Genomic DNA, 13,768 nt, shown 5'->3' with positions numbered 1-13,768 from the left:
GCCGAACGTCAGGGTCATTGTCATTACCGGCTATGAGGACTTTCAGTACGCTCGGGCCGCACTCCGCTTCCAGGCGAGCGAATACCTGCTGAAGCCGGTTGCCCGCGATGAGCTGAATTCCGTCCTGAAGAACGTCACCGCCGAGCTGAACCGGGAACGGGATAAAGCGCAGCTAGAGGCCAAAACGCAGTGGGAGCTGTCGCAATATTACAGGGAGATGAAGGAGCAATTTATCCTTCGGCTCGTCCGCTGGGAATCCGGGCCGGAGAGCGCTGTTACGGACCACGTCCGCAGATTCGGGCTTGGCAGGTGGGATGAGCGTCAAGTGCGCTTTATGACCCTCGGCCTGAAAGTGAGGGATATCGGACATGCACCGGATCGGGCACCCGACCAATTCCTCCTCCCGCTGGAAATGATCTGCCGTGAAAAGGCAGAAGACGCAGCCGGAAATTGCGAGGCGTTCCGGGACGGGCATTATCCGGGGCTGATTCATGTGGTCACCACAGAGTCCGTGGAATGGCTGTACTCTTTTGCAGATCACCTCCGGTCAGAAGTGAAGCGAATGCTTGGATTTGAGTTGGGCTTCGGCATCGGCCAATCCGTAACAGGCTTCAAGGCTTGGAAGGACGGCTACCTCTCATCGCTTGTGGCTTGGAACTATGCTGACAGCTGTTTGCCGGCCGAGCCCCATCTCCAATCCACCGACAAAACGTCCATAAGCGCGGATGAAATCAAAGTCATCGAACGGTACTTGGCCAAAGGTGAATATGCTGCGTTTGATCAGGCCGTCCGCCCCATTCTCCAACTGGCTTTTACAGGGCCTGCGGCAAGCAGGGTGAAAGTCATTTTTCAGTTGTACCTGGCTCTGGAGTCGGCAGCGAGTGATTTGCTCATCAGGATCGAGAGTGCAGAACAGCTGTGGATCCGGCCGGAGCTGGCCTATTCATTGGATTCGGTGGATAAGGCGTACTCTTACCTTACAGGGATCGCCCGGAAAATCGCCAGACAGCGCGAAGAAGGCACTGACGCCGCCGATGTCAACCTGATTGAATCCGTCCGCCGCTATATTGATGACCACTATGCATCAGACTTGAACTTGAGCGATATGGCTGCCCGTTTTAACTATCATCCTTCCTATTTCTCGGAATTGTTCAAGAAACGGGTCGGGCGCACCTTCATTCAGTACTTGACCGATGTGCGGATGACGCAGGCGATCCGGCTGCTGGAGGAGACCCAGCTCAGCCTGTGGGATATAGCCGAACTTACGGGCTTCAGCAATGCCAGTTACTTCAGCTCGAAATTCAAAAAGATTTACGGCGTTTCTCCTTCCGATTACCGAGAGAGATTACCGAGAGAGGTTACCTGAAAAGATTGATAGCGAAGTGCCGAAGAAATAGAATTCAGCGCGTGCCGCATCTTGCTTATGATGTTCTTACTAACATCAGAAGGAGGATTCGCGATGCGAACATCACGCAGGCTGCCGATCCATACGCACAACCGCACGGCGTACGCATTTTTGCTGCCATGGCTCATCGGCTTTTTTTGCCTCACGCTCGGACCGATGCTCGGCTCGCTGTATTTGTCACTGACCAAATACAATCTGCTGCGTCCGCCTGAATGGATCGGTTTCGCCAATTTCAAGCAGATCTTTACGAATGACGCGACGTTTACGCATTCGCTGCAGCTGACATTCGTGTACGTACTGCTGTCCGTTCCGCTCCGCATCATTTTTGCGCTGCTCGTGGCGCTGGCACTGAACAAGGGGATTCGCGGACTGGGCATCTACCGGACCGTCTATTACATTCCGTCCCTTCTTGGAGGAAGTGTTGCGATCTCCATCGTCTGGCGGCAAATCTTTGACAGCGAAGGTGTCATGAATGCGTTCCTTGGATGGTTCGGCCTGGAAGGGCCGGCATGGATCGCCAACCCGGACTATCTAATTTATCCGATCGTCACACTGTCGGTTTGGCAGTTCGGCTCGGCGATGGTCATCTTTTTAGCGGGTCTGAAGCAGGTTCCGGCTGATCTGTATGAAGCGTCCCAAGTGGACGGCGCCGGGAAAATACGCCAGTTTTTCAGTATATCGCTGCCGATGCTGACGCCTGTTCTCTTTTTTAATCTGATCATGAGCATTATCAACTCGTTTCAGGCGTTTACGCCGGCTTACGTCATCGGCGACGGTCACGGAGGACCGCTGGATGCCTCGATGTTCTACACGTTGTACCTGTATTTGAAAGGTTTCTCCTATTTCGATATGGGATATGCATCGGCACTGGCCTGGATCATGCTGCTCATTATTGCCGTCTTTACGGGCATTATCTTTGCCACTTCGCGCTTCTGGGTGTTCTACGGCGACGGAAAGGGGGGAGGATAAGCCATGCTGACGATGAAAGGAACTTACTCGAAGGCGATCAGGCATGTGCTGATCCTCCTGGTCGGACTGGCTATGCTGTATCCGGTATTGTGGCTGCTCAGCAGTTCCTTTAAGCCCAATCAAGCGATTTTTACCGATACCGGTTTATGGTCGCACAGCTTTACGTTCGATAATTACAAAAATGGCTGGAAGGGCTTTCAAGGCGTATCCTTCAGCCGCTTTTTCGGCAACTCGGCGCTGATCTCCATCCTCTGCGTGCTGGGTAACATCGTGACCTGCTCGCTTGCGGCCTACGCCTTTGCCCGGCTGGATTTCAAGCTGAAAAAAATATGGTTTGCGCTTATGCTGGTGACGATCATGCTGCCTTACCATGTGACGCTCGTTCCGCAGTATATCATTTTCAGCAAGTTGGGATGGATCAACACGTTTGCGCCGCTGATCCTGCCCAAATGGCTGGCTCACGACTCCTTCTTTATCCTGCTGATGGTTCAGTTCATTCGCGGCATCCCGCGGGAGCTGGACGAGAGCGCGACGATCGACGGCTGCGGCCAGGGCAAGCTGTACCTGCGGATCATTCTGCCCCTGTTAACCCCGGCGCTGATCTCAACCGCGATCTTTACGTTTATCTGGACGTGGGACGATTTCTTCAGTCAGATGATTTACATCAGCGATATCAAGCTGTTTACCGTGCAGCTCGGCATCCGGGCGCTGTACGATCCGTCGGGCTCATCCGATTGGGGGGCGCTGCTCGCCATCTCCGTGCTGTCGCTGCTCCCAATCACGTTGATTTTCCTGATGTTCCAGCGGTACTTCCTGGAAGGCATCGCGACGACAGGGCTGAAATAACCCCTGCGCAGTTCTGAAGACACCGAATGAGGAGAGCAGCAGTGCGGCAGGAACGACAATTGTGCAAACGCTTCATAAACTTATAACGATGAAGGAGAAATGGAACATGAAAAAAGATGGTTCATCTCTGTGCTGGCGGCCATGACCGTGATGCTGTCGGCATGCGGCAGTTCGGGCGGCCCGGCCGCTTCCAGCGAATCCGGCGGGGAAACGAATTCCGGAGGCGACCAGGTCGAGCTCAGGATGATGTGGTGGGGAGACCAGGCGCGGGCGGATTTGACGAATAAGGCGCTTGAGCTGTTCGAGCAGAAGCATCCGGATATTAAAGTCGTGGGCGAGTTCTCGCCGCAGGACGGTTATTTTGACAAACTGAACACGCAGTTGGCTTCGGGAACGGCTCCAGACGTATTTTTTCTGGGAGGCAATGTGGTGGACTACGCCAACAAGGGCGTTCTTCTGGATCTCCAGCCTTATAAAGGCAATGAGCTGAAGCTTGACGATATGGACACGACGATGGTGCAGTACGGAACGATCAACGGCAAGCTGGTTCATATTTCAGCAGGCGCCAACGCCCGTGGCATCGTTATCAACAAGACGCTCTTTGAGAAAGCCGGCATCGAAGTGCCGCAGGATGGCTGGAACTGGGAAGATTACGCCCGGATCAGCAAGGAAATTTCCGACAAGCTGGGCAAAGGCTACTATGGGACTTACAATTTCACGACCGACGGCATGGATATTTATTTGAAGCAGAACGGCAAACAGCTGTATGACATGGCAAACAACAAGCTTGGTTTTGAGGAAGCAGATATTCTGCCATGGTTCCAGTACTGGGACCAAACGTCGAAGGCAGGAGGCGTAGTCACACCGGAGCTTCAGGTCTCCAATCCTTCGAATGATGCGAGCAAGTCTTTGATCATCAAAGGAAATAGCAATGACCCTGCTTCCGTCCAATATGCTGGCCTCGTACCAAAGCTTGACCCAGGATGAATTGACGATGGTGCAGGTACCGCGCGGTCCGAAAGGCACCGGCGTGGTGTTTGAATCCAGCCAGGGCATGTCCGGCTACGCGAAGACTCAGCATCCGAAGGAAGTGGCCGAGCTGATGGACTTCTGGATCAACGATCCGGAGGCTGTGAAAATACTGGGCAGCAACCGGGGCGTTCCGGTGACGGCGAAAGGCCGCAAGACGCTGGAGGCCGAGGCAAGCGCAGCCGACAAAATCGTCTATGACTTCACGAGCCGCGTGTCCGAAGCGAATAAGAAGGAGCCTTTTGCCATCAGCTACAACCCGCCGGGGAACGCCGAGTTTATCAAGCTTGCGGATAATACTGTCCAGCTGATCGGCTTCGGGAAAGAAAACGTGGATAAAGCGGTGTCCGACTTCTATGCGGGAACGGTAAAAATTTTCCAAAGCAATCAGTAAGTATCCGGCAGTATCCGGCGATGACGCCAATCTCATAATCAATGGCCCCGAAAGGTCATCCGCTGCGGCAGAGACTTGGGGGGCTTTTTTCTGATAGAAGAAACACGGAGAGTGAGGAAACGATCATGGATGAGAAAGCGCTGTTAGATAAATTAAGGGCGGTGAACGTGGAACAGCGGATTGGTGAGCCCGGGAAAGCGTCGGACTTAGATGTTGCTGCCGAGTGGAAGCGAAGCGGTGTCCGGTTTGCCGCATCCAAAGGCAAGCTTGAAGGTGTCTATTACAAGGCGATTCGCAGGCTGCTTGACTGCATCGCTATTGTTGGCGGCGTACCGATGCTGCATCGAAAGCACCGGCACGATCAACGCGGAGCTGCTGTCACGTTTCCTGCCGAGCGTGGCGCAATCAACGTTCCGCNCTTTTGCGCTGCACCAGCGGGCCGATGGTCTGCTCCCTTATAAAATTACTGGTGATGGGCCAACGTACCGCCAAATCCAGCTCGTTACCCCGCTTGCCCGCAGCGTATGGAATCATTATTTGCTGCAAGGGAGAGATCAAGCGTTTCTGCGGATGATGTACCAGGCGATGGAACGCTATGATGTCTGGTTGGCTGCTCATCGTAATACCCGGGGGACCGGCTGTGTCGAGGCATTTTCGGCTTTCGATACGGGCCATGATCTGTCGCCGCGCTTCTGGCATGTGCCGGACACGCCACACCAGGGCGATCCGAGCCGGTTCGATCCCGGTTCGCCGGTTTTACCGTTCCTGGCGCCGGACCTTACGGCGAACGTATATTGTCAGCGTTTGTATTTGGCCAAAATCGCCGAGGAGCTGGGCTTGCCTGGAGAGGGGTGGATTTCCAAAGCTAAGCAGAGTGCTGACAGTCTCTTCCGGTACTGTTTTGACGAGGAAGACGCCTTTTTCTACGACCGTGACCGTCAGAACCGATTTGTCCGCGTTCAGTCCGATCTTCTGCTGCGCGTACTCGCCTGTGAAGTCGGTGACCGTGAATTTTTTGATGCGATGCTGTCGCGTTACTTGCTGAACACGCGCAAGTTTTTTGCCAAATATCCGTTCACCTCCATTGCGATGGATGATCCGCGGTTCGACCCGTTCTCCAGCTACAACAGCTGGGCGGGGCCGTCAAACTTCCTCAGCCTGATCCGGGCTCCGCATGCCTTTGAGCATCATCACCGGCATGTCGAGCTGACATGGGTCATGCAGCCGATCTTGTGTTCATTGGCCAGGGCCGAGCGTTTCGCGCAGACCGTCAGTCCCTGGACAGGGGAAGAAGGTTTTACCGAAGCCTATTCGCCTGCCATCTTGTGCCTGCTCGACTACGTGGAACGGCTTTGCGGAATCCTGCCTAGACCCGATGGGGAAATCTGGTTCACGGGGCTTCTCCCGTCTGCGATGGATCATGGAGAGGAGGTCACCGGCGAAACGGCTTATGCACGATCCGTAGACAGGGTGCTCTACGAGCTGGTCAATCTGCGTGACAAGTCGGTCATTTACCGGGAGGGTCAAGCCTATATGAAATTCCCTTCCGGCATCCGGGTCATTACGGACCGGGAGGGAAGCCTGCGGGGGATTCTTGGAATGAGTGTGCGGACGGTTGATGGCCGATTGGAATGGGAAGGCCGGAGCATCCCTTTTTCGGTCAAAGGAAATGAGTATCTCAAGTACGGCGATGGAGAACTGAAACAAACCAGAGATGCTGGCATCGTTTATCCGACATATTCTTAAGGAGGTCTTGCCATGAACAGGAAGGAGATTCAGATTCGGGACCCGTTTGCATTACCCCTCCGCGAGGAAGGCAGATATTATTTATACGGGAGCACGGATGCTAACATTTGGGGGCCTGGAACCGGATTCGACGCCTATATCAGCAACGATCTGGAGGATTGGGACGGGCCGTACCCTGTATTCAGGCCGGGAGCTGATTTTTATTCCGATACGAATTTTTGGGCACCTGAGGTTTATGCATTGCACGATAACTTCTATATGTTCGCCACGTTTCGCCGGCGCGACAATGGGCGTCTTGGCACGTCGGTTCTGTCGTCATCCGGTCCGCTGGGGCCTTTCGTGCCTCACAGCAGCGGCCCTGTCACTCCGGAAGCCTGGAGTTCACTGGATGGGAGCTTATTTATGGACCCAGAAGGGCAGCCATGGATGATCTTCTGCCACGAATGGCAGCAGGTCGGGGACGGTGAAGTGTGCGCGATGCGATTGAGCAGCGATTTATCCGAGCCGGCCGGAGAACCAATCACACTGTTTCGGGCATCTGAAGCGCCGTGGACGACGCCTTACGAGTCTCCGCGATACAAGGAAACGGTCAATTATGTCACGGACGGACCCTTTTTGTTCCACGGTGAATCCGGCCGTGTATACATGTTGTGGGCCAGCTTTATCGACAACCGGTATGCGCTGGGTGTTGCGCGCTCGGCGACAGGGGGCGTCACCGGACCATGGATTCATCAGCCGGAAGCGCTGTATCGGAATGACGGAGGACATGGCATGGTATTCCGGACGTTTGACGGTAAGCTTGTATTGACCCTACATGCTCCCAACCGTACACCTGACGAACGCCCGTTATTTCTGCGGATTGAGGAAGCAGAGGGATTCATTCAGCTTCGCTGAAAATTAATGAATTCAATCATATTAAAGAAAGACTCCGCCAGTCATACTGGCAGAGTCTTTATGAATGAACCGATTGAACGCGTTTGACGGTCCAAAAGGGGACGATGACAGGTTTACGGTCATTAGAAACGATAACGAATGTCCGGGGGTCATCGGTTCTATGGCAAACTCCGGTATAGAACTCTCCGCTCACCAGATGAATCGTAATTTCTGTATTCGTTTCCGCTGCAGAAAGAATCATTTCCTTATTCAAATTGGAAAGGTCACCCCCATACACAATCGTTAATCAACTATAATTAAACAGAATTCCAGAAATTAATCAAGATTTTTGTCGAATGATTAAAAAATCTTTTAACAAAGTACATTTAAAGGAGCCAGACCGCATTTAACAGGTGTTTTTCTGGCGAATCTTGCGATTAGAGGCAGCCATGGCCCAGATACAAGTACTTTCATATTTTTTTTAAAAAAAAAGCCGACTACTTCCTATAAAGGGAGCAGCAGCTTATAAGAAATTACTTCGCTTCGGCAATCTTGTTGAACAAATCGCGGAATACGGCATCCCGGTTCACATGGTAAATATAACGGATCTGATGCCGCGTAGGGTCATTCACCCAACGGAAATCTTCTGAAATTCGCGGGCTGGGAACCAAAATGCTGGGGCAAGCTTCCGGAACAGCCAGCCAGGCGATGACAGAGATGTCCCAAATGACGCGGGAATAGGCGTAATGATCAGGCGAACAATTCCGGTACGTGTCGTAGAGGTATTGTCCCACTTCTCCCTTATGCTTAATATGGGTTTCCAGTTCCGAGAGGGTCGTCAGGAGATGAGATGCCGTTCCCATGCACGGGACGAGAACAAGAGGGACACCGCAGCCGAGCAGCAGCCTTGAGCCATGCAGATCCTGCGCGAGGTTGAACTCGCGCGTATCCGGCCAATGCAGCGAATGGCCGCCCAGCCATACGACGACGATCCGGTTGATAATCTCCGGTTCCAGCAGAATGGCCGAGGCCACATTCGTGATGGCCCCGATCGCAACGACATACAGCGGATCGTCCGGTGAAGAGGCCAGAGCCCGATGGACCAGATCCCGTGCCGCATCGCTGTCCACTGGCACATCAGCGCCGGGAAGATAGCTCCCTGATCCCCGGTGCACGGGGATATCCTCCCGCTGGGCAAGCTGCCGGATTTTCAAGATCTCCTGGTAGCTTTTTTCCATGCCGTCCCATGGGCTTTCCGACAGTTCGTTGTAAAAAGGCGCGGCATACAAGGCTTCGACAGAAACGCTGGTGCTTGATTTCATGGCATAGATGACAGCGAACTGATCATCGATTTCGTTAAAGGTGTCCGTATCCAAAACGATTCTTACCGGTCTTCCGGGATGCTGCAGCCGCCTGATTCGCTCATCGTCTGTGATCTGAGGAAATGTGGTCACGCTTTACGTCCTCCTATTCTCCACTGCATGATTTGGACTTCCAGCTTTAACCTCAATATATCACAGAAACAGGGGGCAAGCCGGTTAAATGCAGATAAATTTTCATCTCTTTAGGTGACGGATCATCCCTGGAACTTACAAGTCTGTAAGATAGGTGTAAGTGAAATCAATAGGTGACAGGCCGGTTCACATGTATACTTTGAGTAAATAAGGAAATGGAAAGTGAAGGTGAACCGTAATGGAAGACAAACAAGAAAACCATCTATTGAATATCGCACTCTACGTCATGCTGTTTATCATTCTGATTTCCTGCTTCGGGCGGCTGATCGATCACTCGGTCTACTTCGCAGAGAATGCTCTAGGTATGCTGGTACGAATCATGGAACGTATTTTATCCTTTTGAGTCCTAGAGCTTGAATCATTGGAATCAATAATCTATAGCTGCGATCCGTCGCAGCTTTTTTGTGCAGATCAATTTCAGGTGGAATAGGGATTGGGGAAATAGAAACCGGGGTCAGCAGGGCAGGGCACCTCCGTTAAAAAAGGGTAAGCCTAATGGCTTACCTTTTTTGCAGATGATTCGAGTTATACCCGGAACTTGCTGATGATTTGCGACAGGTTGCGTGCCATCGTCAGAAGCTGCTCGGAAGAACTCGCGATTTCTTCCATCGATGCGAGCTGCTCCTCGGAAGAAGCCGCAACGCGCTGTGTTTGCATGGCGGAGGAGGTTGTGATGCGCTCCAGCTCTTCCAGCGAAGCTGCAATTTCCTCGCTGCCCGCGGACATCTGCTCCGAGGCAGCAGATACTTCCTGGACCTGGGCGGACACTTCGCGGATGGCCTGCACGATGGCGCGGAAACTGTCGCCGGCCTGAAGCGCGATCTGCGTACCCATGCGGGCCTCGTCGGAAGAACGCTGGAGGGAAGCTACCGCCTCATTCGTCCGGTCTCCGATGCCTTCGAGGATTTCTTTCACCTGTTCTGACGAATTTTTCGACTGCTCTGCCAGCTTGCGGATTTGCTGGGCGACCACGGCAAACCCGCGGCCGTGCTCGCCAGCCCGGGCCGCTTCGATGGAAGCGTTAAGGGCCAGCAGGTTCGTCTGGTTGGCCACATCCGCAATGAGGGCCAGAATTCCCCCGATTTGCCGGCTCAGCTCTTCCAGCTCCCGCATGGTTCCAACGGAATCGGACAAATTGTTCTCAATCGTCTGCATCTGCTCCAGTGATTTCTTCATGACGGATTCGCCTTCAACCGCGCGCTCTGTCGTATTCGCAGCAAGATCCGAGACAACGCTGGAGGACTCGGCGATACGCTGGATGCCCACGGCCATTTCGGACATAGCTCGCTGGCTTTCCGTCGAGCTATGAAGCTGCGTCTCCGAATCGGCGGCGACCTGGCTGATCGCTTCGGTAATTTCGTTAGTGGCCTGCGCCGTCTGCTGGGCACTTTCCTGCATCAGCTTGGCTTCATCGGTCACTTCGCGAGAAGTATGCTGAACATTGCCAGCCAGCTCACGCAAGCTCGAAACCATACTATTAAACGCATCTGCCGCTTGGCCGATCTCGTTTCTGCTCTTGACCGGGACACTGACGGTCAAATCGCCTCCGGCAGCCATTTGGGACACTTCCGCCAGTCGGCGAAGGGGTTTAAGGGCATATCGGACAGCTACCGATACGATAATGATGGCTGCCACGAGAAACGCGGCTCCAACGGCAAGGCTTGTCCAAAGGATTTCGGAGAGGCGCGTCTGAATTCCGTCATAGTCGAAATCGATGCCGAAGACCGAGACGATGTTCCCTTGTTCATCTGTCACGGCTGAAAGATAGGTCACCCAGGTCCCCAACTCATCGTCGTAAGGAACGGTTACGGCCGAGCCTTCTTTTATCGTTTGATCAAAAGCATGTTCAAAATAAGCAGGCATCACGTATTCCGTTCCCGGCTGCAGCATTTGATCATCCGGGCCCTGCAAATTGATAACGGCTCTGTTACCGTTGCGTTCCATTTTTTGTGTGGCCAGAATATAGGCGTTGCCAATGCCTTGGTCTTTGCTAACCATCGCCTTCAGCTGACTGCGGATGACCTGAAAAGGCTCCGTATCCGCCGGCTCATGATTGGCTACCGCCTTGGCAATCTGCTTCACTTGGCTTATATTGGTATCCAGCTGGGACTCGAGGACGCTTCCGAGCCCCATAAACCGTTCCTGGAACAGACTTTTCTGCTCATTATAGGAGATCCACGTTTGAGCGCTAATCACGACGACGAACAGAACGGCCAGCAGCAGCGTGCTCAGCGCCATTAAACTCCGGAATCTAAATATCTTCTTTGACTTCACGTTTGTGCACCCTCTCGGATTGGATTAACCAATATATCGGTACCATGCACTCGTTTATTTAGCGGAGAAACCGGGGGAAACAGAGGTAATATATTCCACCCAGGAGACGGTTCAATATTCCGGACTTCTGACCTTCGTCATGACTTCGATACTGCTGAAGGTGGATATCCTTTGATCGACTTAAATACGTTGCTGAAATACGATATATCATGGAATCCACAGCGGTCCGCAACCTGGGTCACCGTGAAGCCTCCAGTGGACAAGAGCATTTCCGCTTGATTAATCCGGATCTGGTTCACATATTCCTTGAAGGAATATCCCGTGACTTGTTTGAACAATTTGCCGAAATAAACGGGGTTCAGGTTGACGATATCCGCCATCCCGGTTAAATGCAGATCCTCCGGATAGTGGTCGATAATATATTCGAGCACCTTGTTGACGCGTGGATCAACAGGGTGATGTCCGGCGCTGCGGTAGGTATTGGTGATGAGGACATGATGGACGATAAGCATAAACAGCGCTCTTGCATGCATGATATAGCCCGGATGCTTGCGCATCCACACCTGGGTAAACTGCTTGATGTAACCCAGGATTTCGCTCGTGATGAGATTTTTCGTAACGGTCTGAAGTGGAAGCGCTTCCGATCTGCCAGGCGCAAGCCATTTGAAGTTGAATGCGTAAGAGTGCATGGGACAGTCCGTAAAGGTGTAAGCTTCGCGAACGCTGCCCACGGGTATGTAAATCACATCCCCAGCTTCCACCGTATATTTAATGCCATTAATAAAATAATTGGATTTCCCTTCGACAACAAACGTCAAATCCTGAAAATTGATCGTCTGGCGAATAATTTCCCATTGTGGGAAACAGCGCCTGTCCACGAAGAAAACAACGTCTGGAACGAGATTTTGCAGCCTTTTCAAATCCATGCGGAATCCCCCTTGTTCCGTTTTATCCATATTCGGACGACATGATGAAATCTATACTTAATAATTTAATAATTACAAATAATATTTAGTTGCTCTATGGATTCTAAAAATGGTTTACTTTTATAATAAGCATAGTAGTAATGAAGAAATTCAGTCATCATTAGTTATTGCAAGCCGGATTACAGGCTTATGAATGTGAAAATTCCTGTTTACTTGTTACAAATTTTATTTTAGTTTAGTGGAGCATACTTGAGTACCATATCATGAATGGTGCGTTCCATTCAAACCGTTTTTGTAAGCGATTACCGAAATATTTAGCTCTCTGGCTTGCTGCGGTTGCTTGCCGGGATTGTCATGTTCAGAAAACGTTTTTGGTGAGACAGCGTCAATAAATTTTTTATGGATAAGGGGTTCGCATGACAAAGGATACGATGCTACAGGAACTATTAAACTTGGAAGCCCATTTGAAAGAAATCACCCATGGCCTTCGGCAGATTGACGACACGTGGAGTGACCATTTTGACCCGGCTGATCCGGACGATATGTATCTGTGTTCGACATTCGCCAAAGTGGAAGACAAGCTATCCGCCGTCCGCCGCCTGATTCAAGGTATTGGGGCACGAGTGATTGCCCAAGGCACGCTGATAAAGAACGCTGATGGACAGTATGCCATCGGAAACACTGGTATCATGCTAACTGCGGGATCTGCCGTCGAGGTCTTGTTCCGCAGTTCGGAGCAGGATGCCGAATGGATTGAAAGCGGTGTCGAATTGTGCGGTGATGAGTATGCATTAACGGGTTTTCCAAGACTTGACTTAGAGGGTCTAACGGTAAGGGTCAAGCAGTACCCCTCCGAATAGAGAGCGGTGCGGTGTATAACACGCCCACGTTTGTCACGAGAAGATCGGATGTGCTAGAATGGCAGCAGCTTTAAGCACTGGGAATGAGGGGGCAGCGTGAGTGGAAGTTATGTTAACTCAAGTAAACACCGAAGAGGAGATTGCAGCACTGGCTGATCTGGCCTATGGGATTTGGCACGAATACTTTATCAGCATCATTACACGGGATCAAATCAACTACATGGTCGACAAATTTCAATCGGTTCCCGCGATAACCGACCAAATTCAACATCAAGGATACGAGTATTACTTTATCAATGTTGACGGGGCCCATGCTGGATATATCGGAGTCAAGCAGGGAGAGGGCAAGCTGTTCCTGAGCAAATTGTACATTGTCAAGGAGTACAGGGGGCATGGGTACGCAAGCCGGGCTATGGAGTTTCTGACAACTCTATGCAAAGATCGGAGCTTAAGCGCCATCTGGCTTACCGTGAACCGGCATAACGACTCGACGATTGCGGTATATGAGAAAAAAGGGTTTAAAACCGTGCGCACGCAAGTGGCCGATATCGGAAACGGTTTTGTCATGGACGATTATGTGATGGAAAAGCCGATCGTGTAAAACGAATGAAAGCACCCTGCGGGTGCTTTTTTGCTGTTCACAGCGTCTTGATATACCAGGCGTCACAGGCAAAATGCTCGGTCGCACTCAGCGGCTTGTCCATCGGAACAAACCCGTGCTTGAGATAAAATTTGTTGGCCGCCGTCATGTTGTGGAATGTTTCCAGGTAGCACTGCTCGTAATGCTCTTTGGCAAAATCGAGCGCAACCCGCAGCAGCTCCGCCGCGATCCCCGTTCCCCTGGCTTCTTGGTAGGCGTACATTTTCTGCAGCTCGCAAATGTGCGGGAAGCCTGGCACCGGTCCAATGCCGCATCCGGCGGCAATACGACC

Annotated in this window: 11 protein-coding genes and 2 pseudogenes; 9 read left to right on the top strand and 4 right to left on the bottom strand. The window is 52.0% G+C overall.

The genetic code is table 11. From position 1 onward, the window contains the following. The 6 genes and pseudogenes from CPT76_RS12305 to CPT76_RS12280 form a co-directional block, all read left to right on the top strand. A partial coding sequence (locus tag CPT76_RS12305; protein WP_105443131.1) for a response regulator transcription factor occupies positions 1 to 1,366 on the top strand: 1,366 nt, incomplete at its 5' end. Positions 1,367 to 1,459: 93 nt separating this feature from the next. Continuing rightward, positions 1,460 to 2,374, top strand: coding sequence for a carbohydrate ABC transporter permease (locus CPT76_RS12300; RefSeq protein WP_105443130.1), 915 nt, complete (start codon positions 1,460 to 1,462; stop codon positions 2,372 to 2,374). Between the two features lie 12 nt (positions 2,375 to 2,386). Beyond that, positions 2,387 to 3,220 carry a carbohydrate ABC transporter permease gene (locus tag CPT76_RS12295; protein WP_076169332.1) on the top strand — a complete coding sequence of 278 codons (834 nt, stop codon included), beginning with the start codon at positions 2,387 to 2,389 and terminating at the stop codon, positions 3,218 to 3,220. A 99-nt stretch (positions 3,221 to 3,319) separates the two neighbouring features. Beyond that, positions 3,320 to 4,643, top strand: a pseudogene (locus CPT76_RS12290) (ABC transporter substrate-binding protein). 125 nt (positions 4,644 to 4,768) lie between these two features. Continuing rightward, positions 4,769 to 6,389 (top strand): annotated as a pseudogene (locus tag CPT76_RS12285) (MGH1-like glycoside hydrolase domain-containing protein). 12 nt (positions 6,390 to 6,401) lie between these two features. Next, a complete protein-coding gene (locus CPT76_RS12280; RefSeq protein ID WP_105443129.1) occupies positions 6,402 to 7,283 on the top strand; it encodes a glycoside hydrolase family 43 protein in 882 nt (293 codons plus the stop codon). Between the two features lie 512 nt (positions 7,284 to 7,795). Here the strand turns inward: CPT76_RS12280 and CPT76_RS12275 are convergent. Next, on the bottom strand, positions 7,796 to 8,716 hold the full coding sequence (locus CPT76_RS12275) for a nucleoside hydrolase (protein WP_105443128.1): 921 nt from the start codon (positions 8,714 to 8,716) through the stop codon (positions 7,796 to 7,798). 238 nt (positions 8,717 to 8,954) lie between these two features. On the opposite strand from CPT76_RS12275, the gene CPT76_RS37305 reads away from it, so the two are divergent. Further along, on the top strand, positions 8,955 to 9,119 hold the full coding sequence (locus tag CPT76_RS37305) for a hypothetical protein (protein ID WP_181152814.1): 165 nt from the start codon (positions 8,955 to 8,957) through the stop codon (positions 9,117 to 9,119). Between the two features lie 182 nt (positions 9,120 to 9,301). Here CPT76_RS37305 and CPT76_RS12270 read toward each other — a convergent pair whose 3' ends face one another. Both CPT76_RS12270 and CPT76_RS12265 read right to left on the bottom strand, forming a co-directional pair. Next, complete coding sequence (locus CPT76_RS12270; RefSeq protein WP_146116230.1) at positions 9,302 to 11,050, bottom strand: methyl-accepting chemotaxis protein; 1,749 nt, start codon at positions 11,048 to 11,050, stop codon at positions 9,302 to 9,304. Positions 11,051 to 11,187: 137 nt separating this feature from the next. Then, complete coding sequence (locus CPT76_RS12265; protein WP_181152813.1) at positions 11,188 to 11,976, bottom strand: AraC family transcriptional regulator; 789 nt, start codon at positions 11,974 to 11,976, stop codon at positions 11,188 to 11,190. Positions 11,977 to 12,392: 416 nt separating this feature from the next. Here CPT76_RS12265 and CPT76_RS12260 point away from each other — a divergent pair, with 416 nt between their 5' ends. Further along, complete coding sequence (locus tag CPT76_RS12260) at positions 12,393 to 12,836, top strand: DUF5348 domain-containing protein (RefSeq protein ID WP_105443126.1); 444 nt, start codon at positions 12,393 to 12,395, stop codon at positions 12,834 to 12,836. A gap of 109 nt (positions 12,837 to 12,945) precedes the next feature. Then, the gene (locus CPT76_RS12255; RefSeq protein ID WP_308737628.1) at positions 12,946 to 13,437 is read left to right on the top strand and encodes a GNAT family N-acetyltransferase; all 492 of its coding nucleotides are present in this window, start codon (positions 12,946 to 12,948) and stop codon (positions 13,435 to 13,437) included. A gap of 37 nt (positions 13,438 to 13,474) precedes the next feature. On the opposite strand, the gene CPT76_RS12250 is transcribed toward CPT76_RS12255, so the two are convergent. Then, the coding region (locus CPT76_RS12250; protein ID WP_146116301.1) for a GNAT family N-acetyltransferase at positions 13,475 to 13,768 on the bottom strand (294 nt) is incomplete at its 5' end.

The organism is Paenibacillus sp. AR247 (assembly GCF_002968895.1).
Taxonomy (GTDB): Bacteria; Bacillota; Bacilli; order Paenibacillales; family Paenibacillaceae; genus Paenibacillus_AQ; species Paenibacillus_AQ favisporus.
This window is presented reverse-complemented; position numbering and strand designations above follow the sequence as displayed.

What these genes read in the sequence shown, in the direction of transcription:
- CPT76_RS37305 (WP_181152814.1), top strand. Translation starts at nt 8,955, where the DNA reads ATGGAAGACAAACAAGAAAACCATCTATTGAATATCGCACTCTACGTC.
- CPT76_RS12300 (WP_105443130.1), top strand. Translation starts at nt 1,460, where the DNA reads ATGCGAACATCACGCAGGCTGCCGATCCATACGCACAACCGCACGGCG.
- CPT76_RS12265 (WP_181152813.1), bottom strand. Translation starts at nt 11,976, where the DNA reads ATGGATTTGAAAAGGCTGCAAAATCTCGTTCCAGACGTTGTTTTCTTC.
- CPT76_RS12295 (WP_076169332.1), top strand. Translation starts at nt 2,387, where the DNA reads ATGAAAGGAACTTACTCGAAGGCGATCAGGCATGTGCTGATCCTCCTG.
- CPT76_RS12260 (WP_105443126.1), top strand. Translation starts at nt 12,393, where the DNA reads ATGACAAAGGATACGATGCTACAGGAACTATTAAACTTGGAAGCCCAT.
- CPT76_RS12280 (WP_105443129.1), top strand. Translation starts at nt 6,402, where the DNA reads ATGAACAGGAAGGAGATTCAGATTCGGGACCCGTTTGCATTACCCCTC.
- CPT76_RS12255 (WP_308737628.1), top strand. Translation starts at nt 12,946, where the DNA reads ATGTTAACTCAAGTAAACACCGAAGAGGAGATTGCAGCACTGGCTGAT.